Annotated in this window: 15 protein-coding genes; 3 read left to right on the top strand and 12 right to left on the bottom strand. The window is 28.6% G+C overall.

Translation table 4 applies throughout. The features are described 5' to 3' along the window. Window positions 1-47 precede the first annotated feature (47 nt). Entirely contained in the window at window positions 48-4490 is a 4443-nt protein-coding gene (locus AC0B4S_RS02590) for a DNA-directed RNA polymerase subunit beta' (RefSeq protein ID WP_465101558.1), read from the bottom strand. Next, entirely contained in the window at window positions 4483-8106 is a 3624-nt protein-coding gene (rpoB, locus tag AC0B4S_RS02585) for a DNA-directed RNA polymerase subunit beta (RefSeq protein ID WP_465101557.1), read from the bottom strand. Before rpoB ends, AC0B4S_RS02590 begins: the two co-directional genes overlap by 8 nt. Window positions 8107-8313: 207 nt before the next feature. On the opposite strand from rpoB, the gene AC0B4S_RS02580 reads away from it, so the two are divergent. Both AC0B4S_RS02580 and AC0B4S_RS02575 read left to right on the top strand, forming a co-directional pair. Then, the gene (locus tag AC0B4S_RS02580) at window positions 8314-10038 is read left to right on the top strand and encodes an LppA-related lipoprotein (protein ID WP_465101556.1); all 1725 of its coding nucleotides are present in this window, start codon (window positions 8314-8316) and stop codon (window positions 10036-10038) included. Window position 10039: 1 nt separating this feature from the next. After that, entirely contained in the window at window positions 10040-10759 is a 720-nt protein-coding gene (locus AC0B4S_RS02575) for a class I SAM-dependent methyltransferase (RefSeq protein WP_465101555.1), read from the top strand. Between the two features lie 23 nt (window positions 10760-10782). Here the strand turns inward: AC0B4S_RS02575 and AC0B4S_RS02570 are convergent, their stop codons facing one another. The 8 genes from AC0B4S_RS02570 to AC0B4S_RS02535 form a co-directional block, all read right to left on the bottom strand. Beyond that, window positions 10783-11217, bottom strand: a complete 435-nt coding sequence (locus tag AC0B4S_RS02570; protein WP_465101554.1) for a 23S rRNA (pseudouridine(1915)-N(3))-methyltransferase RlmH — start codon at window positions 11215-11217, stop codon at window positions 10783-10785. After that, window positions 11217-13043, bottom strand: a complete 1827-nt coding sequence (mnmG, locus tag AC0B4S_RS02565; RefSeq protein ID WP_465101553.1) for a tRNA uridine-5-carboxymethylaminomethyl(34) synthesis enzyme MnmG — start codon at window positions 13041-13043, stop codon at window positions 11217-11219. Before mnmG ends, AC0B4S_RS02570 begins: the two co-directional genes overlap by 1 nt. A 37-nt stretch (window positions 13044-13080) precedes the next feature. Then, window positions 13081-15231 carry a helix-hairpin-helix domain-containing protein gene (locus tag AC0B4S_RS02560; RefSeq protein WP_465101552.1) on the bottom strand — a complete coding sequence of 717 codons (2151 nt, stop codon included), beginning with the start codon at window positions 15229-15231 and terminating at the stop codon, window positions 13081-13083. Beyond that, entirely contained in the window at window positions 15215-15913 is a 699-nt protein-coding gene (locus tag AC0B4S_RS02555; RefSeq protein WP_465101551.1) for an NERD domain-containing protein, read from the bottom strand. Before AC0B4S_RS02555 ends, AC0B4S_RS02560 begins: the two co-directional genes overlap by 17 nt. A gap of 83 nt (window positions 15914-15996) precedes the next feature. Next, complete coding sequence (mip, locus tag AC0B4S_RS02550) at window positions 15997-18429, bottom strand: Ig-specific serine endopeptidase MIP (protein WP_465101550.1); 2433 nt, start codon at window positions 18427-18429, stop codon at window positions 15997-15999. A 28-nt stretch (window positions 18430-18457) separates the two neighbouring features. Continuing rightward, complete coding sequence (gene mip / locus AC0B4S_RS02545; protein WP_465101549.1) at window positions 18458-20941, bottom strand: Ig-specific serine endopeptidase MIP; 2484 nt, start codon at window positions 20939-20941, stop codon at window positions 18458-18460. Beyond that, window positions 20941-22956 carry an MIP family Ig-specific serine endopeptidase gene (locus AC0B4S_RS02540; protein WP_465101548.1) on the bottom strand — a complete coding sequence of 672 codons (2016 nt, stop codon included), beginning with the start codon at window positions 22954-22956 and terminating at the stop codon, window positions 20941-20943. Before AC0B4S_RS02540 ends, mip (AC0B4S_RS02545) begins: the two co-directional genes overlap by 1 nt. A 246-nt stretch (window positions 22957-23202) precedes the next feature. Further along, on the bottom strand, window positions 23203-24387 hold the full coding sequence (locus AC0B4S_RS02535) for an IS30 family transposase (RefSeq protein ID WP_465101464.1): 1185 nt from the start codon (window positions 24385-24387) through the stop codon (window positions 23203-23205). 134 nt (window positions 24388-24521) lie between these two features. Here AC0B4S_RS02535 and AC0B4S_RS02530 point away from each other — a divergent pair, with 134 nt between their 5' ends. Continuing rightward, window positions 24522-25109 (top strand): hypothetical protein, encoded by a 588-nt coding sequence (locus AC0B4S_RS02530; protein WP_465101547.1) that lies wholly within the window; start codon window positions 24522-24524, stop codon window positions 25107-25109. A 237-nt stretch (window positions 25110-25346) separates the two neighbouring features. On the opposite strand, the gene AC0B4S_RS02525 is transcribed toward AC0B4S_RS02530, so the two are convergent. Both AC0B4S_RS02525 and AC0B4S_RS02520 read right to left on the bottom strand, forming a co-directional pair. Then, a complete protein-coding gene (locus AC0B4S_RS02525) occupies window positions 25347-25853 on the bottom strand; it encodes a hypothetical protein (protein ID WP_465101546.1) in 507 nt (168 codons plus the stop codon). Window positions 25854-26176: 323 nt separating this feature from the next. Then, complete coding sequence (locus AC0B4S_RS02520; protein WP_465101545.1) at window positions 26177-26305, bottom strand: hypothetical protein; 129 nt, start codon at window positions 26303-26305, stop codon at window positions 26177-26179. Between the last annotated feature and the right edge of the window lie 11 nt (window positions 26306-26316).

Below are 26316 nucleotides of genomic sequence, written 5' to 3'. Positions count from 1 at the left end.
TTAAAATATAAAAAGAAAACCAAGATCCATCTTGGTTTATTAAATTTTTAGTTATTTTCGAATTCATCATAAGTTTCATTGTAATCTAAATCAAAATCATAAGTTTCTTGCATTGGTTCATTTTCAACATCCTCAATGATTTGATCAAGTGAAAATTGTTCTATTTCAGCTCTTAATTCTTCAGTAAATGTTGGCTCTGGTTCTTTATGTTTATCAGGGAAATATGAAGCAAAACTACGAATGTCATATTTACCTTTTAATTCATAATTAGAGTTAGTTCCGGCAGGAATTTTTTGACCTAAAATAATGTTTTCTTTTAATCCTTCAAGCATATCGATGCGTTTACCAATTGATGAATTAACTAAGATCTTTGCTGTTTCTTGGAAAGAAGCAGCAGCTAGGAAGGACGTAGATTGAAGCGGAATTTGTTTAGCTCCAGAAATTTTTGGTTTACCATATGCAGGACGTAATCCTTTAGCTAATAATTTAGCATTTTCAGTTTGGTAAACATAAGTATCAACTAATGATCCACTAAATAATCTTGAATCACCTGGATCAATAATTAAAATTTTTGACAACATTTGTGAAATAATAATTTCAATATATTTATCGGCAATTGTAATACCTTGGAGGCGGTATAGTCGTTGAATTTCTTTAAGTAAGTAATTTTGTACAGTTCTTACATCGGTGGTATTTAATAATTGGTTTAAAACAATTGGACCATCAAAGATTTTTTGGCCAGGAACAACCTTATCTCCTTCTTTTACTCTTAATCTTTGAGTAGTTGATCCAGTCACAAATTCATTAAGTAAATTGCCTTGATCGTCTGTTGTTGCAATTGTAACTTGTGTTAAGTCAGCAAATTTTTTGGCATCCTTACTTAAGATTTGTTCTATTTTTGTAATAGTACCATTTCATTTAGAAATTGCGGCTGGTTTACCTCATGGATTATCATAAGCATCGATCAACTCAATTAAACGACCAAACCCACCAGTAATATCTTCAACTCCGGCAACCCCTCCAGTATGGAAAGTACGCATGGTTAGCTGAGTTCCAGGTTCACCAATTGATTGAGCAGCTACAATACCAACGGCTTCACCAATATTTACAACACGGTTGGTCGCTAAATCTTTTCCATAACAAACCTTACATACCCCGTTTTTGGTGTGACATGATAAAACTGAACGAATATCAACAGTTTCTAACTTTAATTCATTAGCTAAGTAATTTGCAATTTGAGGTGTAATTAATTTGTTCGCGGCAATTACTAAATTACCATCATTATCGTAAATAGCTTTATTTGTATATCTTCCTTCAATTCTTTCGTATAAGGATTCAATGACAACATTTGTTTTAGTATCTTTAATATTTTTAACGACAAACCCAAAATCTGAACCACAGTCTTCTTCACGTACTACAATACTTTGTGCCACGTCAATTAATCTACGTGTTAAATACCCAGATTTAGCAGTGTTAAGTGCTGTATCGGTAAGTCCTTTACGTGCACCATGGGTTGATGAATAAAATTCGTAGGCACTAAGACCATTTAAGAAAGATGACTTAACAGGGATTTCGATGGTAGAACGCACGACACGTTCATTTTCAGCATCAGCTTTTAATGTTTTGGTGTTGTTTGACATCAGTCCACGCATACCGGCCAACTGAATTAAGTTAGAAGTATTTCCACGAGCCCCAGAAGACATCATCATAAATAATGGATTATCTACTTCTAAATTAGTTATTTCTTTAAGGGATTTTTCGACTTTATCTTTGACTTTTGATCATTTTTCAATTGTTAATTTATAACGTTCATCATCTGTTAAATAACCATTTTCAAAATATGTTTTTAATTTAGCGATATATTCATCACCTTCTTTTATATAATTTTTAGTTAATTCAGAAGTTTTAACATCATTCATTGAAATAGTAATTCCTGAAATAGTTGAATAATGGAATCCTAATTCTTTAATATTATCTAAAATTTCAGCAACGTAGTTGGAATATTTAAACCAAACAGTTTCTAAGGCTTTTGAATATTGTTCTAAAGTTCAATCTAATTGTTCTAATGATTCATTAGGAGAATGTGAAAAAGTGTATTTGTCAAATTCTTCAATAATAAAATTATTTAATAATTTAGCATGTGTATCAGGTAATAATTCACCTTTATAATCAACTAAAGCATTAAGAGCTTCTAGTTGGTCTTTATAATTAGTTTTATTAATATTGTTAATTACACTTGCTAAATCTTCAATTGTAATAACAGAAACATATTCTTTGTAAATTTGATGAATAATTTTAGCGGTATCTTTTTTAGATAAAGCTAAGTTTAGGTCCACATTTGCAATTACTTGTCTAAAGTTTTGTCCATATTCCAAAGTATAACGATCCAATGCGTCACGTGAAGTATGAATTACTTCTTTAGTTGAAACCTTAGTTTCGCCATTAGAGGCTTTAACATAACTTTTTTCTACGTATTTACCAAAAATAAACTCAAATTCTTTTGGCAATACGTTGTTGTAAATGAATTTACCTACTGTAGAAAAGATGTATGGTTTAGTTGTTTGCTTTAATAATTTAGGTTTATTTAAACTACTAATTGGTAATACAACTCTTGTATGTAAGTTAATATCATTACGTTCATAAGCGCGCATCATTTCTTCAAAGTTTTGATAGTAATTTCCTTCACCCTTTGCTTGATCACCTGTTTTTTCAATGGTTAAATAGTAAATTCCTAAAATAATATCTTGTGAAGGGTTAATGATGGGTTCACCATCTTTTGGACCTAAAATATTTTTTGAGGCTAACATTAATTCTTGTGCTTCACGAACCGCTTTTTCAGAAATTGGCACGTGAACAGCCATTTGGTCCCCATCAAAGTCGGCATTAAAAGCCGTTGTTACTAATGGGTGTAATTTAATTGCTTTAGAACGAATTAAAACCGGTTCAAAGGCTTGAATCGATAAACGGTGTAAGGTAGGAGCACGGTTTAATAACACCGGGCGACCTTTAATTGCTTCATCAACATATGGTCAAATTTTTGGATCTAAATTTTCAATTAGTTTTTTAGCAGTTTTAATGCTTGTAACACTTTCTTCCTTTGCAATTAAATCTTTAATAATTCATGGTTCAAATAATTTAGCAGCAATATCTCTAGGGATTCCTACTTGGTACATTTTTAAAGATGGCCCAGCAACAATTACACTACGAGCCGAATAATCAACACGTTTACCTAATAAATTTTGACGGAAACGACCTTTTTTACCTGTTAAACTGTCTGAAATTGATTTTAAAGGATGATTATCCCTTGAAGAAACTGGAGTTGGTTTTTTACGAGCATTGTCAATTAAAGCATCAACAGCTTCTTGGACCATACGGTATTCATTTTGTCTAATTAACATAGGAGCATCAGTATCATGCCATTTTTCAACACGTGAGTTTCTAATAATGATCCGGCGGTATAATTCATTAATATCACTAGTTGAATGTCTTCCTCCATCAAGTTGTACCAGTGGCCTTAAATCAGCAGGAATAACTGGCAATTCATAGATTAACATATCTGTTGGTTTTTGGCCAGAACGAATGAATGATGAAATAATTGTTAAACGTTTATATAATTTTTGGCGTTGTTGAATTTTTGAAACAGAAACATCTTTTTGCTTATTGATTTCTGAATTAATTTTATCTATTTGTTCTTGAACTAATTGTTGTTCTTTATGGCTATCAAAGTTTGTTAATAAATACTCAATAGCTTGCGAACCTGTACCAATTAAAGCATCTGAATATTCTTTAATAATATCGTTATATTGGTAAAAATCAATACCATAATCTTTACCATCTTGAGATTGAGCATAATCGCGTAGTTCATATAAAGCTTCAATAATAATTTCTGAGGCTTCTTCGTCATCTTTGTTTAATTCTTTTAATTCTTCTAAAGCAGCTTCATAAATTGTGGCTGCTTTGTTAATATCAATAATTGTATTTTTCTTGAGTGATTTTAATGATCCACTCTCTAACACAATATGTGATTTATAGTAAATTAATTTTTCTAAATCTGATTTTGAAACCACTTGTTTTTCATCTTCAACTCTTAGGCCAAGCAAATTGGAAATAACTGAGTGATCAATTTTAAAGAATCAAAAGTGGACAACTGGAGTATGTAAGTGAATATGACCCATTCTGCTACGACGTGAAATTTTAGGTAATATTTCTGGATTATATCTTTTACATTGAGGAGTTTTAGAACATGTTGAGTTAACATCACTTTTTTTGTATTTGGTACCACAAATTGGACATTTAAAATCTATTGTAGGACCAAAAATTAACTCATCAAACAAACCGTCCCTTTCAGTTTTATAGGTTTTATAATTAATTGTTTCAGCTTTTGTAACTTCTCCGTGCGACCATTTTAAAACATCTTCTTTAGTTGCTAAAGAAAGTGTGATTTTACGAATTTTATCTTTTTGATTTTGTTTAACAGTTGCGCTATTCACTTTCCCCTCCTGTTTCATATTGGATTATTTGATCTTCGTCTTGTGGACTTTCAAAACTTTGTTCTAATTTCATACCAAGACCTTTTAATTCATAACTAAGCACATTGAATGATTCTGGAACACCTGGTGTTGGAACTTCTTTTCCTGATACTAAAGCACTATATAAGTTATTACGACCTAAAATATCATCAGATTTATAAGTTAAAATTTCTTGCAGGATATTTGTAGCACCATATGATTCTAAGGCCCAAGTTTCCATTTCACCAAACCTTTGACCACCATTTTGAGACTTACCTCCTAGTGGTTGTTGGGTAATTAATGAGTATGGACCAACTGAACGTACGTGCATTTTATCATCAACCATATGGTTAAGTTTTAACATATACATAATACCAACTGAAATTGGTTTATCAAATTTTCGACCTGTAATTGGGTCAATAATAATTTGTTTACCAGTTTTATCAAGACCAGCTTCTTCTAAGGCTGCTTCAATATCTGGTTTTTTTACTCCATCAAATGAAGGAGACACGAATTTAACATTTAATTTACGAGCTGCCATACCAAGGTGTAACTCTAAAATTTGACCAATGTTCATACGTGAAGGTACCCCTTGAGGATTTAACATTACATCAAGTGGTGTTCCATCTTCTAAGTGAGGCATGTCTTCTTCAGGTAATACAATTGACACAACACCTTTGTTACCATGACGACCGGCAACTTTATCTCCGACTTTTATTTTACGTTTTTGAGCAATTGATACTTTAACAATTTTTTCAATTCCTTCTTCTAAAATATCACCTTTATCACGTGATAAAACTTCAACGTGTGTAATAGTTCCGTTATGTCCGTTTTTAACTTTTAATGAAGTATCTTTATCTGTTGGTGCTTTTAAAGATAAAATTTGGTATAGTAATTTATCTTCTTGAGAAGGGTTTTCTTCTGCTTTAGGGGAAACTCTACCAACTAATACGTCTCCTGGATATACTTCTGAACCAACTTTAACAATACCAGTTTCATCTAAATGACGTAGTGCATGTTTTGAAACGTTTGGCACGTCTTTTGTTAATATATCATCTCCAGATCTAGATGAACGGAATTGAATTGTTTGTTCTTCGATATGAATTGAAGTAAAGACATCATCACGAACTATTTTTTCATTTAAGATTACAGCATCTTCGAAGTTATATCCATTTCAAGTTGTGAAACCAACCAAAACGTTTTTACCTAAAGCCATTTCACCATCTTTAAATGATGAACCATCAGTTAAAATGTCACCTGTTTCAACAACATCTCCTACTCGAACTAATGGGATTTGTTGAATTATAGTTCCTTGGTTAGATCTTTCGAAATTACGAAGAGAATATTTGTCTGTAATACCTGTTTCATTTCTTTGAATGTGAATATGTGATCCATCAACATAGGTAACAGTACCAGCATTTTTAGCTAGCAAGTTATATGATGAATATTTAGCTATATCAGCTTCTATACCAGTAGCAACTAATGGAGCTTCTGCTTGTAATAACGGAACAGCTTGACGTTGCATGTTTGATCCCATCAAGGCACGGTTTGCATCATCATTTTCTAAGAAAGGAATTCCGGCAGCAGCTACTGATAAAATTTGTCTTGATGAAACTTCGACAAAGTCTACGTCCCCTCCATTACCATTTACATAAGTATAGTTTTTACGAATGGTTAAATTATCATCAATAATACGGTTATTTTCATCAACATTTACCGATGATTGTGCAATTGAATAACCTAATTCTTGGCGAGGGTTTAAATAATGTACATCATTATAATCAACTACACCATTATTAACTTTGAAATAAGGAGTTTTTAAAAATCCTTTTTCATCAATTTGTGAATAGCTAGCAAAATTTAAAATTAACCCAATGTTTAGACCTTCAGGTGTTTCAATTGGACAAATTCTCCCGTAGTGAGTTGAATGTACATCCCGAACCTCAAATTGAGCAGTATCCCGATTAAGACCACCAGGCCCTAAAGAAGTTACGCGACGCTTATTAGATATTTCAGATAAAGGATTAATTTGATCCATAAATTGTGAAAGTTTAGAAGTATTAAAAAAAGATTTAAATTGATTTGTAATTAATTTGTTGTTAGTAACATTTTTAACAGTTACCTTCTCAACATCTTTTGCACCAATTGATTCACGTGTTGTTTTTTCAAGTTTACTTAATGCAATTTGTAATTGGGTTTCAATCAATTCACCAACTGAAACAACACGCTTGTTAATTAATGAATCAGGTTCATCATCTTGCCCAAGGCCATCTGTTAAGTTAAAGTAGTAACTAACAGCTGCTACAATATCTGAGATTAATAAGTGGTGTTCAATTGCTGAAGGGTCATTACCAATAACGGTAACAGGTTCTTTTTCTGGATCATTCATTCATTTTTTACTTGGGTAAACTTTAACCTTAATAACTTTAATTCTTTTTCTTAAGATAGGATTATTAAAAACAGTATTTGGATTTTTCTCATTTAATTCAGCTCGATATAACTTATAGTATACATGTTCTGGGTCCAGATCAAGTTTTTCAGTTCTAATAAATCTTTGATTAAAATTTTCTTGAATTTCTTTAGCTTTTTCAAAAGTAATAAAAGTTCCTTTTTCGAATAAAATTTCACCACTTTTGTTTTTAATGTCTTGAGCTAAATATGTGTTAGTAATACGGTCTATTAATGAAAGTTTATTATTAAGCATATAACGACCAACATCAGATAAGTTATATCTACGTTTGTCAAATAAAATACCTGGTAATAATGATTTTTTAGCATCTTGTGTATCACGATCACCTTTTCGTATTGTTCTAAAAATATCTTCTTGTGCCGCTGCAACTAATTCATCTTTATCGTCAACATATCTTTCTAAGATTTTATCTTTTTTAATTGTTTCATCAAGTAAATCATTTGGACCAAAAAGTTTTTGAAGTTGTTTTTGGGTAAATCCAAAGTAAGCTAAAAAAGTACCTAACTGAATGTTTTTGTTACGATCTAATTTTACCTTAACAGGATCAAGAGTTGATGAGGTTATTTTATGTGATACTTCAAATCACGAACCTATTTTTGGTAAAATTTCAAGTTTGTTAAAAAGATCGTCTGATTGTTTGTTCCGCACGCCAACCCCAAAGTAAGCTCCAGGGGATCTTACTAACTGGCTCACAATAACTTTTTCAGAACCATTGATAATAAAACTACCACCAGAGGTCATGTATGGTATTTCTCCTAAAAGAATTTTATCTTTTTGGATTTCACCAGTATTAATATTTTCTTTTTGAAGATAAATGTAAACCTTTGAACTGTAGTTAATTCCTTTAGCTTTACATTTATTAATTTCTTCTGTTTCGCTTGTTATCTTTTTAAACGGATATTCAATTTCAACAGAGTTTTTAATATAGTCAAGCTTTACTTGACCGGTAATGATTGGATAAATTTCGAGTAAAACTTCATTAATACGTTTTTTCATGAAGTTATCAAAACTATCTTTCCGACTCATTAAAAGATTTTCTAATTTTAATGATTTTTTAGTCACTGAATAATCACGGCGTTGCGTAATTGGACCAAATTTACGAATTGTATATTTTGGTTTTTGATTCATACAAGACCTTCCTTAATTTTATGTTTTTGCTTATAAAAAATGTTATAAAAATAAAATAAACTTTTGCATAATAAATTAAAATATTACAAAAGTAATAAAATTTTACTATATTTGTTAAATTTAGTAAATAAAATTATTTGTTTTTTATTCATTGTTTTTGATATAAAAAAATTATTAGAAAATTTTGAAAAGGTTTATAATTAATTTATGAAATTTAAATATTCCAAATTAGTAAAATCACTACTTACAATTATGCCACTTGTAATAGTTGCTTCTTGCAATAATATCAATAAAAATAAACCTAAAAAACCAGATATTCCCCCTGCAATAATAGGCAAAAAGGAAGATCTAGAAAAAGAAAAAACTATTAATTCAGTTGTTAAAACTGATGGTATTAAAAAAAACATAGATAAGCCATTTGAAGATAAACAAGTTCCTAAAAAACAAGAGGATCCAAGTTCGAAAGATAATAATGTAGCAAATAATAATTCTCAAAATCCTGCAAATGAAACTGATACAATTCTAGGCACATCACCTTCAAATATAAACCATACTGACCAAAATAATGAAAATATTAATAAAAATAATAAAGCTATAGAAAATAACGATAAGCCTGGTAAACCTGATGATGAAAATAACAATTCAGATCCAGAAAAAGATTCCGGATTAGACACTTTAAAAGAACCAGATTTTAGTGATTTAAATACTTTAAATTTGAATATTAATTTAAATATCAAAAAATATCAAGATTACGATGCATTATCATATAAAACATTTATAAAAGATAATCCTAATTCGATAATAAGTTTATTACAAGTCCCAAGTGATATATATGAAAAATATACTATTATTTTAGAATCTTATGAATTATTAAATATAGATAACGAAAAAGGAACAATTAAAGATATAAATCTTAAATTTACTTTAAAAAATACTGATAAATTTAAAGTTTTAAAATACTCTTTAAGCGGATTTAAAACTTTAAGTTCACCTAAAAATAGTAATCCAAAATATGATTTTATTACAAAGCAAGAAACTAAAAGTTATAATAATTTTTTAAATCTTTTTCCATCTTTAGTTGGTGCTTTTTTACTTTGAAATAAAAATGATCAAGTTCAAACTAACCTTCAAAAAAATTCGCTTGCAAGTACTTATGCTTTTGAATCACTTGCAAATAAAAAAGAAAATGAATATTTTAAAGATCCTAATATTGTTTTTAACCCTTCACTTCCTTATTTATTCTTAAAAGTTAATCAAAAAGATCAAGAAATATATAATTTTAAAATATCTGCAATTAATGCAAATGATATAGAAGGTAGTCTAACACTGCAAATTGATATTTTCGATCGCTCTGAATCAGTTGAACAAAATAAATACCCAGACGTAACTAAAACAATTAGTTTTGATAATTTTGCATCATTTAATAAAAACATTAATGATTATAAATTTGCAATTAATTCTGAAGATTTTAATATAAATCTAAAAAAATATACAAAACTAGCCAAAAAACTAAATGAGGATATTTTTGCTAAATATGCTAACCAGGAAATTAATGGTCAAATTGATATAACAAGCGAGTTTAGTGCTTTTGAACAGCGGACTTTAAAAATCGCTTTATTTAATTCTTTAGTTTTTGACATGAATAATGATATTTATCAAGTATCAAATGTAAATAACTTACTAAAAATAACTGATATCTTTGCCTTTCAAGGAAATTATTCAATTTACCCCTTTTTAACTAAATTTAATAATGATTACCTTAATATATCTAATGTAACATTATCATTAAATAAAGGCAAATTCATAATTAAATTTAATATAGAATATTCGTTATTACCATTTATTTCATCTGGGTTTACTAATTTAGATTCCTTTGAATTTGCAACTGAAGGGATTACTAAATCTTTTACGTATCAGTTAATCCAGGAGTAAATTGCATAATTCTAAAAGAGCCTTTAGCAATCAAGAAACAGTTGATAAATATGCTATGAGTATTTTAGACGTAGGATTATGGAAATCTGAAGAATTTTTAATTAATAAATATGTTGCTAAAAATTCTAAAATATTAGATTTAGGATGCGGGACCGGAAGAACTACTTTTTGATTATATAAGCTTGGTTGAAAAAACATAAAAGGTGTAGATATATCCAAAGAAATGATTAATAAATGTAATGAAATTAATCAAATCTTAAAGTTTGATATTAAATTTTATCACCAAGATGCAACTACTTTATCATTTAGTGATAACTTGTTTGATTTTGTCTTTTTTTCATTTAATTGTTGGCCTGGAATTGTTAATTTCAAAAGCAGAATTAATGCACTAAAAGAAATATACAGAGTGTTAAAACCTGGGGGCATTTACATATTCACAGCACATACCCGAAATGAATTAGAATATCATCAAAGATATCAAACTAACTTTAGGAATTGTACTGAATTTGAATTTAAAGAATATGGGGATTATGTATTTCAAAATGAAGAAGGATTTTGAAACTTTATGCATTTATATTCAACTAATGAATTAAGAAATCTAATTAAAAACCATACTAATTTTGAAATTTTAGAAATACTCGAGCGGGATAAATATTTTAAAGAATCGCAAAAAGTACTTGAATTTTCTGATAATACTAATTTTTGAATATTGAAAAAATAGAGTAAATTAAATTTACTCTATTTTTATTTATGATAAGTAATATTATGTTTAATTGTATACGCTCGGTAAATTTGTTCAATTAACATTATCCTAAACAATTGGTGTGGAAACGTTAAATCTGAGAAGTTTATTTTAGTTGTAAATTTATCTTCAATTACACCGTTTGATCCACCAATTACAAAAGTAATATTATCAAGGTTAGTAATATAACTGGAAAAGGATAATGAATCCATTTTTTCGCCTTGTAATGATAAATAGATTACCATGGAATTTTTAGGAATTTTTTCAAAAATTAACTGTGTTTCCTTGTATTTTTTTAATTCTATATTATCGATTTTTTGTTCTTTAATTTCAATTACATTTACTTTAGTAAAGTAATTAACTTTTTTTAAGTAACCATTAAAAATAACTTGGTATTCTTTAGATAATGATCCTACTGCTATAATATTTAATTTCATTATTTTTTCTTTGTTGAAATATAAAACATTAACATTTGAATATCAGAAGGGTTAATTCCTGAAATTCTTGATGCTTGTCCAATTGTTGTAGGCTTTATAAGCATGAGTTTTTGCTTAGCTTCTGTGGCTAAATTTGTAACTAAATTATAATCTAAATCAGATGGTATTTTAAAATTGTCTAATTTAGCCATTTTTTGTGCTAAAGATTCTTGTTTTTTAATATAACCATCAAGGCGTACAATAGTTACTAATTCATTTTTATATTCAAAATCGCCTAAAATATCTTTAGCATCTACTTCAGGACGTGAAATTACCTTAAGAAGTGAAACTCCGTTTTCAATTTGATATTTTTTGGCTAATTCACTTTTAGATGAAACAAATTTAGTATTTAATTCTTGAATTTTTTGATCAATTAATTGATATTTATTTAAAACATTTTGGTAATGCTCTTTAGTTAAAATCCCAACTTGATATCCATATTTTGCTAAGCGAATATCAGGATTATCATTTCTTAATAATAAACGATATTCAGCCCTTGAAGTAAGCATTCTGTATGGTTCTTTAGTTCCTTTAGTTACTAAATCATCTATTAAAACACCAATATAAGCATCTGAACGATTTAAAACAAGTGGTTCTTTTTGTTCTATTTTTTGACCTGCATTAATACCAGCAATTAAACCTTGAGCAGCAGCCTCCTCATAACCGCTAGTTCCGTTGATTTGACCAGCAGTAAATAAGTTTTTAATTATTTTTGATTCTAAAGTATTTGAAATTTGCAAAGGGTTAAGGGCATCATATTCAATTGCGTAACCTCATTTTTGAACTTTTGCATTTTGTAAACCTGGAATTGTTTTAAGCATCTTTTCTTGAACATCAATTGGCATTGAAGTTGACAATCCATTTACATAAATAATGCTTCCATCAGCTGTTTCAGGTTCAAAAAAGATTTGATGCCTATTTTTATCTCTAAAACGCATTACTTTATCTTCAACACTTGGACAATATCTTGGTCCTATCCCTTCGATTAAACCTGAATACATTGAAGATTTATTAATATTTTGTTCGATAATTTGGTGAGTTGTTTCATTAGTATAAGTTAAATAACATGAAATTTGCTCATTTAATTTAACTCCAGAACGGTTTGAAAAAGTTAAATATGTATCATCTAAGTTTTCTTTTTCAACTTGACTAAAATCAATTGAAGATGCATAAACCCGAGGAGGTGTTCCTGTTTTGAGGCGTTGTAGTTCTAAACCATGGTTTAACAACGATTGACTTAATTTAGGGGTAGTTTTTTGGTTATCTGGACCACTAATTGTAATATCTTGTCCCCTTAAAATACGTGAGTTCATATATGTTCCAGTAGTAATAACAGCTGTTTTTGCTTCTAACATCATCCCACTTCATAATTTTACACCATAAAATTCTTTATCTTTGTTTACTAAAATTTCTTCAACTGTAGCTTGGATTAAAGTTATATTTGGATGAGCTAAAAGGGCTTGTTTGATAATGTAAGAATATTTTTCTTTATCAATTTGTGCCCTTAATGCACGAACTGCTGGACCTTTTGATTCATTAAGCATTTTAATTTGAATCATGGATAGATCCGAAAAATATCCTTGCATCCCTCCTAATGCATCAATTTCTCGTGTTATTATTCCCTTGGCAGGTCCTCCAATTGATGGATTACATGGCATCATTGCTAACTTATTTAAATCAAATGATATTAAAGCAACTTTATGTCCTTTGTTTGCTAAAGCAAAGGTTGCTTCCACTCCGGCATGGCCACCACCAACTATTATTGCATCGTATTTAGTATTATTCATAATTAATTAAATTTTACCAAATATTTAATTAAGATGGTTAATAACTTATTAACTTTCCACTAATACGTTTTTTGTCTTTATCTAAAACAGTAATAATAGCATTGATTACTTGGCCAGGAGCAAAAGTTTCATATTGACTTAAATTATTTGTAAGGTTTAACTCTTTTGTTGGAATAAATAAACTTTCTTTTAACCCGATGTAAGCAAAAATTCCAAAATCAGTAATGTTTTCAATAAAGCCAGTTATTTCTTGGTTTTCTGATAAATCCTCAAAATTAATAATCGAACTTTTTAAAATAAAGCCTGTTTTATCGCGTTTAATTGGTTGAATACTTGTTGATAATGCTTCTAAAATTAATTTAACATCATAATAATCAGCATTAAATTCTTTAGCAATTATTTCTATATCTAAATGCTCAAGGTTTATCCCAGTATCTTTGGGTTCTAAGTTATATTGTTTGATTATTTTAAAGGCAATGGGATATAAATCAGGATGGATTATGGTTTTGTCTAAAAAATTATTTGAATTAAAAATTCTTAGAAAACCAACGGCTTGCTCGTAGGTTTTTTCACCAATACCTTTAACATTTAATAAATCACTGCGGTTTGTAAAATCACCATTTTCACGTCTATGTTGTACGATATTTTGAGCATGTTTATTTGAAAGTCCTGAAATGTAAGTTAAAATTTCTTTGGTTGCCAGGTTAATATCAACACCAACTTTATTAACTACTTTTTGCACTTTAAAAGTTAGATAATTGTCTAATTCTTTTTGATTTACATCATGTTGGTATTGGCCAACCCCAATTGATTTAGGATCAATTTTCACATATTCGTTTAATGGATATAAAAATTTTCGCCCAATATTAATTGCACTACGTTCTTCAACAGATAAATTAGGGAATTCTTCAATAGCTATCTTTGAAACAGAATAAACACTAGCCCCAACTTCAGAGACAATTGTATATTTAAGGTTAGTTAACTTATATTTGGCAATTAAATCAGAAATAAATTTTTCAGTTTCCCTTGATGCAGTTCCATTACCAATTACAATTATGTCAATTTGGTGCTTTTGAACTGCTTTAAGAATAATTTCCTGTGCTTTTTCTATATCTTTATAAGGTTCATTTGGAAAAATTTTATTAACTTCTAAAACATCTCCATTTTTATTTAATACGGCAAGCTTGCAACCATTTTTAAAGCCTGGGTCAATTGATAAAACATTAACATTATCAATTGCAGGAGTATTTAATAATTTTTCAACTGAATTAGAAAAAATTTCGATTGCAGATGTTTCGGCTTTGGCAAATAATTCGTTGAAAATTTCGCGCTCAACTGATGGAAGTATCAAACGGTTTAAAGAATCAATAATTGCTGGTTTTAAATTCTTATGATTGATTTTTTTGCGATCCACCATATACAAAATATATGAAACAAAATTGTCAAAATTATATTCAAAAGATAATGAAACAATATTTAAATTAACAGCTCTGTTAATAGCTAAAATATTATGATTTTTTAAATATTTAAGGGGCATTTTAAAATCATAATAAAGTTTGAATTTTTCTTTTTCGTCGTTTTTATTTTTTTTAGCATTGGTTTTAAGTATTCCATAAGTATAAATGCGCTTTTTAATTTCAATTTTTATTTGAGTGTCTTGTGAAATTCATTGGGCAATAATATAATTAGCCTGTTCTAATGCGAACTCAATATTTGGTATTTTATCAGATAAATATTTATAGGCTTCTTGAGCAATATTAAATATTGGATTTTTATTTTTAAAAATACTTAATGCTAAAGGTTCTAATCCTAAATTTATTGCTTGAGTGGCCTTGGTTTTTTTACCTACTTTAAAAGGTTCATATAATGATTCTAAATCACTTTTAGATGTAATTTGGTTTATTTTTGCTAATAATTCATCAGTTAAGAGTTTTTTTTCATCTAAGATATTGATAATTGCCTCTTTACGTTTGTTTAATGCTTCGTAATATTTATATAATTTGTCAATTTGATAAATTTGTTCTTCGTTTAATCCTTTTGTGACATTTTGGCGATACCTGGCAATAAATGGTACAGTATCACCATTAGAAAGCATCTCTAATACTAAGTTTACTTGGTTAGTCGTTAATGATAGTTCGCTTGCTGTTGTTTGAATACTTTTTTGGGCGATATTAAGATTTTGATTCATATTTTCTCCTTTGTTTCATAACTTTGTTTCTAAAATATAGTTTTTCAGCTAGAGTTGAAATTTCAAATGCTTTTAGTGTATTATTAAATTCTTTGATATTAATACTTTGAGGCAATTTGGCTGGTTCCTGGCTTAGTTCTAAAAGTTTTGCTTCAAGATTACTCATATTAGCAATAATTACGTGTTGTGGAATATTACTTATTTCTAGTTTTAATTCATCGGGAAAAACAATTAATGATGCATATGAAATATGCTTATTTGTAGTTTTGAAAATATTCTTAATGTGTATTTCGTTTTGTACTATTGGATTTTTAGTTTTAAATTTTTTGTTTTTTCCTTTACTTAAATTAAGTTCAGGAGCATTTGCATCACCTGATAAAACACCTTGAAAGTATTTGTATTCAGAGCATACTAACATTGATTCATTAAAAAAGATCGAATCAACTTCATATAATACTTTATCGAATTTATAAGCCCCACCCGCGATAAAATTAAAATTGGTATTTTTAAGTATTTTTTTAATTTTATTATTGATTGAATCTTCAAATAAAAAACCTTTTTTCTTGCTTTTTATATTATGAATATATTTATGTAAAACAAATAAACTGAAATAAATTATAATCCCAATTGAAAAGAGTGTAATTAACGTTATTATTATGATTAGAAACTGTTGTTGATTCATATTTTTTCCTAACTTTAACTAATATTTTAAAATATTAAGGATAAAAAACATTTAGTTGAACTAAATGTTTTTTATTATAGATGTTAATTTGCATCTGCAAATTTGTATTCTTCAGGTACATTTTCTAATGCAAAACCATTTTTAAATAATCAAGTATTACCTTTGTTTGCTTTAAGCATCGCATCACGGTATGAATTTTTTTGATCTTTTCCAGTTCCATAAATTACGTCGTATTGAGGTAAATTGTATGAACCATATAATCCTTGATAATCAAAACCACTTGAACGAAGAGCTGCTGCAACACCAGTTGATGCTGTTAAATTGGCACTATGGAAGATCGCAACAACCTTATTTTCTTGAGTACGTACTGAGGATCCTGAAGCTCCGCCTCCTGGTACATAGCGACGAGGTAAGTATGCTAAATTCATTGCTACATATTGTTTATTATCATGACTTGAACGATATGGGCCACTTCCAGTAACTGGATTAGATAAAAATTGATCTACAATTCCAGGTTTATTTGTAAAAGTACGGTATCCAAGGTTATAAGATAAATTATATCCTAACTTGTATACAATTTGTGAACGTTCATCTTTAGTTGGCGGCTTTTGATATAAATCATAAGCTGCATTAGTTCATAAACTATATGTATACAATGCAACACTTAGTAAATTTTCATCTTGGTAATTATCTAAGAAAAAGTCTAAAAATCCTTGTGATTGAGTAGCTGGAAAACCAAGAATATATAAATTATCATAGTTTGTTAAAACACTCTTAAAATCATCTGTGGCTAAAGGTCAATCGATTTTTTCATATTTTGATAAATAATCATAATTAGCAAATGAAACTTTTTTATTATCTTCTAAATTAGCATAATCATTGGTTAATGCTTTAATTTGCTCCTCAGTATAATCAGTTTTACTAAAGTCAATTTCAAATATTGCAAAATCCATATATTCTTTTAGATCTTGGCTTTTATCTGCAATATAGTCTTTAGGATCTAATTTTAAATAATCTCTTCCATCAAAAATACGGCTAAAAGCTTCTTTGTTTTGATCTGAGAAATTATAAGATTTAAAACGATCGTCAAAATGAATTGTTTGTAATTTTTGGTATAAAGAAGGAGTATTTTTGTTTAAGACAGTTAATTGAAAACTATCTAATGCATCATTAGCACCATCAATGACGTGCAAATTAGTTGCAAAATATCATTTTTTTGGATACGAACCATCGCTAGTTAATTCATAATCCATAATTCAGGCCGTTCCTGAAAAAGGCGAATGAGTATTAGGGTAATTTTGTAGTTTATTAAAGTCATCTTCTTCACTAATTTTTGAAATTAACTTTTCTTTAACTGATTCTTGTAATTCAGTATTTGCTTTTACTCTTGCAATGACTTTATCTTGGTGACCTTTAACATAATCACGGTATTTTTTCACAGCTTCTTGATAATCATTTTCAGCAATTAATAAATTAAAGGTTTGTTCAATTAATTGCTTGACAACACCTTGATTATCCTTGTGGCGTGAATAAACTCCTAGGATACGTTCTTTTTCTTGTGCATTATTAATCATATTGATAAAGACTGTTAAATCTGCATCGTTTTTTAATAATTCACTAGCAATAGCTCGTTGCTTAGGATCTTTTGAAATGCTTCAATTACTTATTTTAAATTGATAGGATTGAAGCGAAATATTTGAATATGTTTCATTTGTAATTGTGCGTGCTAATCCTTTATTAAGATGACTTTCTTTAGTATGTGAATCTACCCATGAAGAACCCTTACCTGTTTCAGTTAGCTTTAAATCCAAACCTTTAAAATTACCTTGTTCATCATAACTTGGGATAGTCATTCCTAAGCGATTTGAACGATCGTAAGTAGGTAAATTTAATTCCTTAGCTTTCGCATCAAATTGAGCCTTTGTTTCCTGGGTAATATTTGTATTTCTTAATTCAGTATTTAATGCCAGGCCTCTATCATAATCAACCATATCTTTTTCATAACGCTCTTGCTGAGTTGCATTTAGATATTTACTCCATTCTGAATCAGATTTTTTAGGTGGTTGAATAATATAACTTTGTTGTTTAAATCCATTAACTCGATATTTTAAAGTATCGTTAATATTATCTTTATATATAAAGATAATTTCAACACTATTATCAGTATCTGATGCAACTGAATTTAAAACTTTTAGGTCAGTATTACCATCTTTTAAATTTATTTTAACTTCACCAGTAACAACTTTTGAAGAAAAATCATTTTTATTAAAGTTTTCTTTATAGTTATTTGGATCAACAAATGAACCTTCTACTTTAAAAAGTTGGTCAAAGTCCTTGCCTTTAAGAGATTCAGAAAATTGTGCAAAGGTTAATTCTTCTTTTGGTTTGGGGTTTGTATCGCCTGTTTTAGGTTTGCCATCTTCAGGAGTAGGTTCTTTATTAGTACATGATAAAGCAGTTGTTAAAAATCCTAAAGAACTAAGTGAAGAAAAAAGTAAAGTATATTTCTTTTTCATTTTGCCTCATTTGTATTTTTTATGTTTATTAATTATTTATTGTTGGCTTAAATTTAAATTCTTCAGGAACATTTTCTAAATTAAATCCATTTTTGAATAATCAAGTATTTCCTTTGCCTGCTTTAAGCATTTCATTTCGATATGAATTTTTTTGATCTTTACCAGTCCCATAAATTACATCATATTGAGGTAAATTATATTCACCATATAACCCTTTATAATTAAATCCATCACTTCTGAAAGCGGCGGCAAGTCCAGATCCTGCATATTGATTAACACTATGGAAAATTCCAACAACCTTGTTATCTTGAATTCTTACCTGCGAACCACTTGCACCTCCTCCTGGGATATAGCGACGTGGTGCATAAGCTAGGTTCATTGCGACATATTGTTTATCATCTTGTGGAGAGGTATATGGAGCAGACCCAATGATTGGAGCAGATATAAACTGATCAACAACTCCAGGTTTATCAGTGAATGTACGATAACCTAGGGTGTAAGAAAGTCCATAACCTAATTCATAAGTTGTTTTAGATTTTTCATCATCAGTTGGCCCTGGTTTTTTATAAAGGTCATAAGAAGCATTGGTTCATAAACTATATGTAAACCATTGTTGTTCATAAAGAGTCTTGTCTTCATATTGGTCAATAAAGTAATCTTCAAAATGATCTGTTTTAGTTTTTGGATAACCTAAGATGTATAAATTATCATATTTTTTAAGATCTTCAATATTACGTGTAGCTAAAGGTATATCAATTTTTGAATATTGATTTAAATAATCATAGTTAACAAATGAGATCTTACGATCATCTTTATTAGCATAATTATTTGTTATAAATTTAATATCTTCTTCTGTGTAGTTGGTTTTTTCAAAGTCTATTTCAAAAATTGCAATATCAATAAATTCTTTTTTATCAAAAGTTTTGTCAGCTAAAAAATCTACTGGATCCTTAGTTAAATAATCGCGGCCATCAAAAATTCTTGTAATTGCCTTTGAATTATCGTCATTAAAGTCATATGATTTGAAACGATCATCTAATGGAATTGTACGTAATTTATTGTATAGTGAAGTCATTTCTTCATGTAAAACAGTTAATTGAAAGTTTTTAAAATGAATTTGGTCCATTGCATCAATGACGTGCAGGTTAGTTGCAAAATATCATTTAGTTGGATATTTACCGTCTTTTGGCAATTCATAGTCCATAATTCAAGCGGTACCTGCATTAGGTGTAAAACTTTCTCATAAATGTTGTAAATGATTAAAGTTTTCATTTCTTTTTGCGTGGTTAACAGTAGAAATAAGTTTATCTTTAATTTTTTTATCTAATGTTGTTTTGTTAATTTTGTCAATTAGTAAAGATCTTCTGTGTTTATTGAATTCATCTTCATATCTTTGACGTGCAGGATAAAGCCCAATTTCAGAGGCTAATTGTTCAAAGGCTTTATCGTGAATTACCACAACTGTAGCGGCATCATCATAATTACGCTTTAATTTTTCAAGTAAGTCACTTTTAATTTCCTCATTTGATAACATTTTAATTAAATATTCATGAACAAATGGGTCTGGAACGAAGATTTCTTTGGCAACTAATCGATCTGCTTCATGAGCAGAAACGGCTCAGTTTGTTAATTTAATGTTATATGAAGATAAGGCCATATTAGCATAAGTTTGGTTAGTAATTGTCCGAGCCAAACCAGCATTTAAACCTTTAATTCTTCCATAACTATCAACTCATGAATCTGCTTTCCCTTGTTCTTGCAGTTTCATGTCAAGACCTAAAACCTTTCCATCTGCATCATATTTAGGAATGGTAAAACCTAATAAGTTTGAGCGATCATAATTTGCTAAGTTTAATTCTTTAGCTAATTTATCATACTGTTCTTTGGTTTGAGTTGTTGCGCCTAATTCACGAGCTTGTGCTCCACTTGCGAGTAATTGATCATATGCTTTCATGTCTTGATCATATCGCTCTTGTTGGGTTGATTCTCGGTAGATTGTTCAGTCACTAGCTGGTTGATTGTTATTTGTTGATAGTGAATTACTATTTTTGTCAAGAAAGCCATCAATATCAAATTGAACTAAGTTATTTGAATTATTTTTATAAGCAAAAATTAGTGCAGCTCTATTTTGGTTTTCAACTGATATGGCATTAACGATTTTTAACGTTGTATCATCATTTTTTAAAGTAACCTTTAAATCACCAGAAACAACTTTTTCAATGAATTCGTCTTTAGTAAAATTAGCTTTAATATCATCTAAACCAAAACTTGTTCCAGTTATTTTAAATAAATCACTAAAAGTTTTGTTAGCAATTGATGTCTTAAAGGTTTCAAAATCACCGTTAGTATTTATAGTTCCAGTGGAGTCTTGTCCTGTGTCATTGCCTAGATCAGGATTTGGTTTAACAGGTTCGGGGTTTTGCACTGGGTCACTTGTGCTACAAGAAACCAATGCTCCAAAACTTACAATACTTAAAATTGAACCTAAATTAAGAAAAAATTTCTTTTTCATTAGCTGTTTTTAATTATTCCTTCAGGGAATAAAGCTGTTTTAGGGTATTTAGATGTTAAAGTTGTAAGTTTAGCAAGATTTTGACGGTATGATTTTTCTTGTTTTGGATATTTGGATTTATCACTTCCATCAATAAGATTGTATGCAAAGTTTGTAGCTGGATTATCTTGGGTCATAATTAACTGGATAAATCCGCCACGTTTTGATAAATCTGATGCACCATCAGTATTATCAACTGTTGAATAAATACCTACAGGAACTCCATATTCATTAAGCACCATTGAACCACTGGCACCATAGTATAGTGAAGAATTATCAACATTGAAACTGTAGCCAAAAGGAACTGTTGCTCTTTTTGAATCAAATACAGGTGAAACGGTTAAATTGTTTGTGAATGTATTATTTCTGTATGTAATATCGTGGTTTAAATCAGTTGAAGTATTAGTCATAAATACAGATCCAAGATGACTAGCTTTAGGATATCCACCAATATAAATTCTTTCAGGTTTTAAAGCTCTACGATTATTTTTTTGATATGAAGAAGCATAGTCAAATGGGATGTATAAAGTATCTCCATCATGTTTTAACGATTTTAAATCATCATCAAATGATTTAATTGCTTTATCAATGTGGTCTTTCAATTCTTTATGTTCTGAATTATTTAATGAAGAATATTTGATTTCAACAGCGAAGACTGCAAAATCAATTCCAAGTTTTTGGTCAGTAAATTCATCATTAGGTCTTACACTCGCTGTTTGTTTAAGTTGATTATTTGAAGTTGAATCAAAAATATCAATTGCAGCAAATACTGTTTTTGGATTTCCTAAGATATCTCCAATTGGTGTTGATTTTTGTTTATCAGTAACTGAATCAGGTAAGTTAGAGTACAATTTAGGTATATTTGTTTCAATACTTGGAATTTGTTTATTTTTAATTGGAGCAGTATTAATATTTGATTTTGGAACACCTAAAAAGAAGTTAGTATTTTTTGAATCTTCAGTTGTTTCGTATTCTAAAAATTTACCTTTATCAGCAGTTCCTTCAAAAGTGTTTGCTTGTCTATTATGAACGTGTAAATTAGTTGCTAAAAATAAAATTAGGTTTTGTTTGGTCTGATTATTATCAAATGCATAATCAAGTAATCAACCTGTTCCATCATAATTTGAGTAAACCTGTTCACCTTTGTTTTTATAACCATATCCAATTGAAAAACTACGGTCCTTTAATTTTTCAATAGCTTGTTCTTGAGATATTTTTTGGAAACTAAATGTTCTAGTTTCGGTTGGACTTGTATCTTGGGCTGCTTCTTGTTCTTCTTTAATAGCGTTTTGAACTTCAGTTTTCAAGGCTTCGAGTTGTTGTTTAGTTTGACTCAATTCTATACGAAGACCAAAAACACCTTTTTGTCTGTTATCATCAGGTAATTGTTGGATTAAAGCTCTAATTTCTTGTTTTAAGGGTTCTAATTCTTGAGGGTTTTGTGTTGGCTCACCAGGTTGTCCAGGATTTGCTGTATGACCCTGTCCATTATTTGGGTCTGAATTATTATTTGTATTTGATCCTCCTGGGTTTGTGTTAGAATTAGGATTTTTTTCTTTATTTTCTTGATCTTTAGCTCTTTGTTTTAATGAATTAAAGTTTGATTCTGTTGATGTATTAGAATTTTTAAATCCATTAAACTCAGTTGTTAATTGGGTTTTAACTTGTGTATCAGTAACTTTATCAATTGCGCTTTGTGTTTCGGTTACTAATTTATTTCAATATTCAGTAATTTGATTTTTTAAACGTGTTAAATCTTCGGTAGTTGAAGCTGTTTCCAAATTACGTTTGTATTGGAATGATGTTTGTGTATTTAATCTTAATATGTATGCATTAATATCAGCTTTTAATTGAGTATTGTCTGATGCACCTCTTTCAGGTGCGTCAGTTGTACCACATGATACAATCACTGGCATGATTGAAGTTGCTAATGTTAATGCTAAAACATTTTTAAATTTCTTATTAATCTTTTTCATATAATTATTATATAGATTTTTCTGTTTTTTGTAATAAACTTATCAGGAAAATTAAGGAGTGTTTTTTGGAAAAGTCACTTGCGAGATATTAACAAAATAATTGTCTTTTAATTTTAACATAATTTTTAGATAAAAAAATGTATGAGAAAACAGAAAACACGGCAGTGTTTTCTCGTCGGTTTTGCTTACTTTTGCCAAAAGTAAGGCCCCTTTGATTGCAATCAAAGGCGGGGGATTAAAAAAATTTTAAGTTATCTTATATTTCCGGACAACTTGCCGATAGTTATTTATTTTTTTCATCATATAATCAATTTCTTGCTGAGAGTATTTATCTAAGCTTTTTCCTTTGGGAATGTAATACCTAATTAAGCGGTGCATATTTTCTATTGAACCTTTTTGTCATGAACTATATGGTTGGCATTTAAATAATCTTTCAGTTGGAATTACCTGGTGCAATAAGACATTTTCACTACCATTATCAACTGTTAAAGTTTTAATGTCTAAGTTATGTTTCTTGATTAGTTTTAGAAGAGTCTGTTTTATAGCTTTGGAGTTGCGTTTTGAGAGCATAGCATAAGACATTCTGGTTTGCCGTTCAATTATCGTCACAATACAATATGTATCATTGATTTTACCAATAACGGTGTCTAATTCAAAATGGCCGTGTTCAGAGCGATCATTAATATAAGCTGGACGTTTCGAAATTTCCGTAGCATATTTTAATGTTTTAGGTTTGGTTTGTTTTTTCTTCCTTATGCCATATTTGCCTTCAGATTTTTTAACAATGTGGTCAAAATCAAGAAAATAAGGGTATTTTTTAATTATTTTATAAATTGTACTAGGTGAGGGAGCAAATTCATCAGGGGATAATTTTTTAAAAGAATTTACAAGATAGGTAACTGATTTCTTAACTTCTTTTTGCTGCAAATTCTTTTTATTTCTATTTTTAGTATATGTATTAAGCTCACTATACCAATATTTTCTGTAGGCCTTTCATTTATCTTTAATTGTATCACTTACAAAAAAGAGCCTCGCAAATGAATAGCCTAATAAATGTTCGTATAGTTTAGTAAAATTAAGAGTTTTAACACGCATTACTCTTTTTGAACACTTAGGACAAACATAGCGATTTTGTTTATCTAAACTAAGTGGTCTGCGATTTGTAATAATTTTAATTTTGCTTTTTATACTTCGAATGTCTCTGTTAAAAATCTTAGCTACTTCTTGGATTGAGAAGCCTTCAGAAAGTTCTTGTAAAATATTATAAAGTTGTTCTAGATCGATTTGATCTGATCGTAATTTTCGTTGCGACTCAAGTGCTCCTTGCATTTTCAAGATAGTGTTGTAATTCTCTTCAATTTTAAAATGTTGATATTTATTTTCTTTTCGATATTTGTCAAAAACACAAATATATTTTTCTAAATTTTTCATATAATTTTAAAGTCTCCTTTCATTTTTTAAAAATTATTAATACAACTATTTTATTACAAGGCAGACAAAAACAATGTCACATGCAAAAAAACTTGCATGTGACATTTCCAATTAATAGAAAATTAAGGAGAACCATGAAACTATTTATTTATCAACAAAACAACTTAATTCAAAAAATCAAGCTTGCAACAAACCAAGATATCTTTAATTTAATAATTAGAATATACAGCAAAACCTTTTATAAGTGTGAAAATTTTAATCATGCTTGTTTTAATAATTCTTTTAAATGAGTAAATGCAATTTTGGATACTTTTATTCATTTAAATAAAGTCTTTTTACATAAAAATCACGATCAATATATTAAAGATCGCATAATTCATTCGCTTGTTTTTGATCAAGAGGATATAGACCTATTAGATACAAAATTACCCAATAAAATTATTTTAAAAGAAAAAGAGTTTTACAACCTTAAAATAAAAGATTCGCATTTTTCTAGTAAAATAAAAACTAAAAATTGAACTGACTTTATTGAATGAAATAATATTTTTTTAAAAAGTTGCTTTTTGCACCAAAGTGATTTGCAAATAACATACCAAAATTTTGAAGTAAAAGAACAACAAATGCTTAAAACAAAAGTTCAACAACTAGTAAATTTAAATATCAACTCCCATTTAGAAAAACTTTTTGAATTTATATTAAATGACAAAATTAAAAGTTTTTAAAATAATGACTATCTTTTATGTCAATCATTATAAAAATCCATATTTTTAAATACTGTTTCTAACACCCTTTGATACCTTAATGTTACTTCTTTCTCTTAAAATCGGGGTGTTAACAATTTTTATTGTTACTATACTAATTGCTAGTAAGATATAATGGTTCAAGTTGTACATCAATCTCAACAATTTCACCTAATTTTTAAATATGTCTTTGTTTTTATTACGTTTACTTTGTTGAAACTAAATTTCTAATATTAACGTTATTTCTTGTGAAGTTTTCTTCTTTGATAATTTTGCTATTCTTCTTCCTCTTTTGGTTGTATGTATATTAAATAATCCTAATTGGTTGAATCTTCTTACCAAAGTTTTGTAAGAAATTTTTTGCCTTATAAAAGAACCATATTCTGAATAATAATAACTTTTAAACGAAAGTTGGTTATTTGTTAGAATGCTATTTAAAATAATTTCACATGTTTTTAAATAATCTTTAAACACTAATTCAATTTCTGAATCTGTAACTTTGCAACTTCTTTGTTGATTTTTATTTTTATGACTGATGTCAATTTCTTGATTACTTTTTATTATTTTTTTATATCTTTTTACAGTTGATACACTGAGCTTTGTAATTAAACTAAGTTGAGATAAAGATTTTTCAATATTTGTAGCAATTAATATGAGAGATTGCTGTTTTTTTAGTTCGTAGTTTGTTAAGTTTTTGTACTTATCTATGTTATGTTTGATTATCATAAATAATTTATACCATATTTTAATTAAATTAGTTCACTTTCGGTGGGATTTATATATGGGCCTAAATAGTAGTTATTTCAAAAATTAAAAGTTTTTAAAATAATGGTTAACTTTTAAGTTAATTTATTTTATAATATTACTGTGCAGTAATATAGAAAGGAAACTATGAACACATTTTTTAAGTATATTTTCTTTATACACAAAATTACATTAAAAAAGAAAAATACCTTAATTATCCCGTTAATATGGTTAACAGTGGCCCTTATATTTTTGGCTTCTGTTGTCTCATTTGATTTAAATACAAACATAAAAACATTAATTTTTTATATCATTGTTTTTATAGAATTACTATTAACCTTATTATACTCATCAATTAAATCGATTAATATTTTTAAGGATTTAGAAGAAGAAGGTATTGAACTATTAACTTTATCTAAAGCTATATCGCGCAAAAGCATAATAT

Source organism: Mycoplasma sp. 6934, from assembly GCF_055523595.1.
The sequence above is the reverse complement of the archived record's forward strand: the minus strand, read 5'-3'. Positions and strand labels throughout refer to the sequence as shown.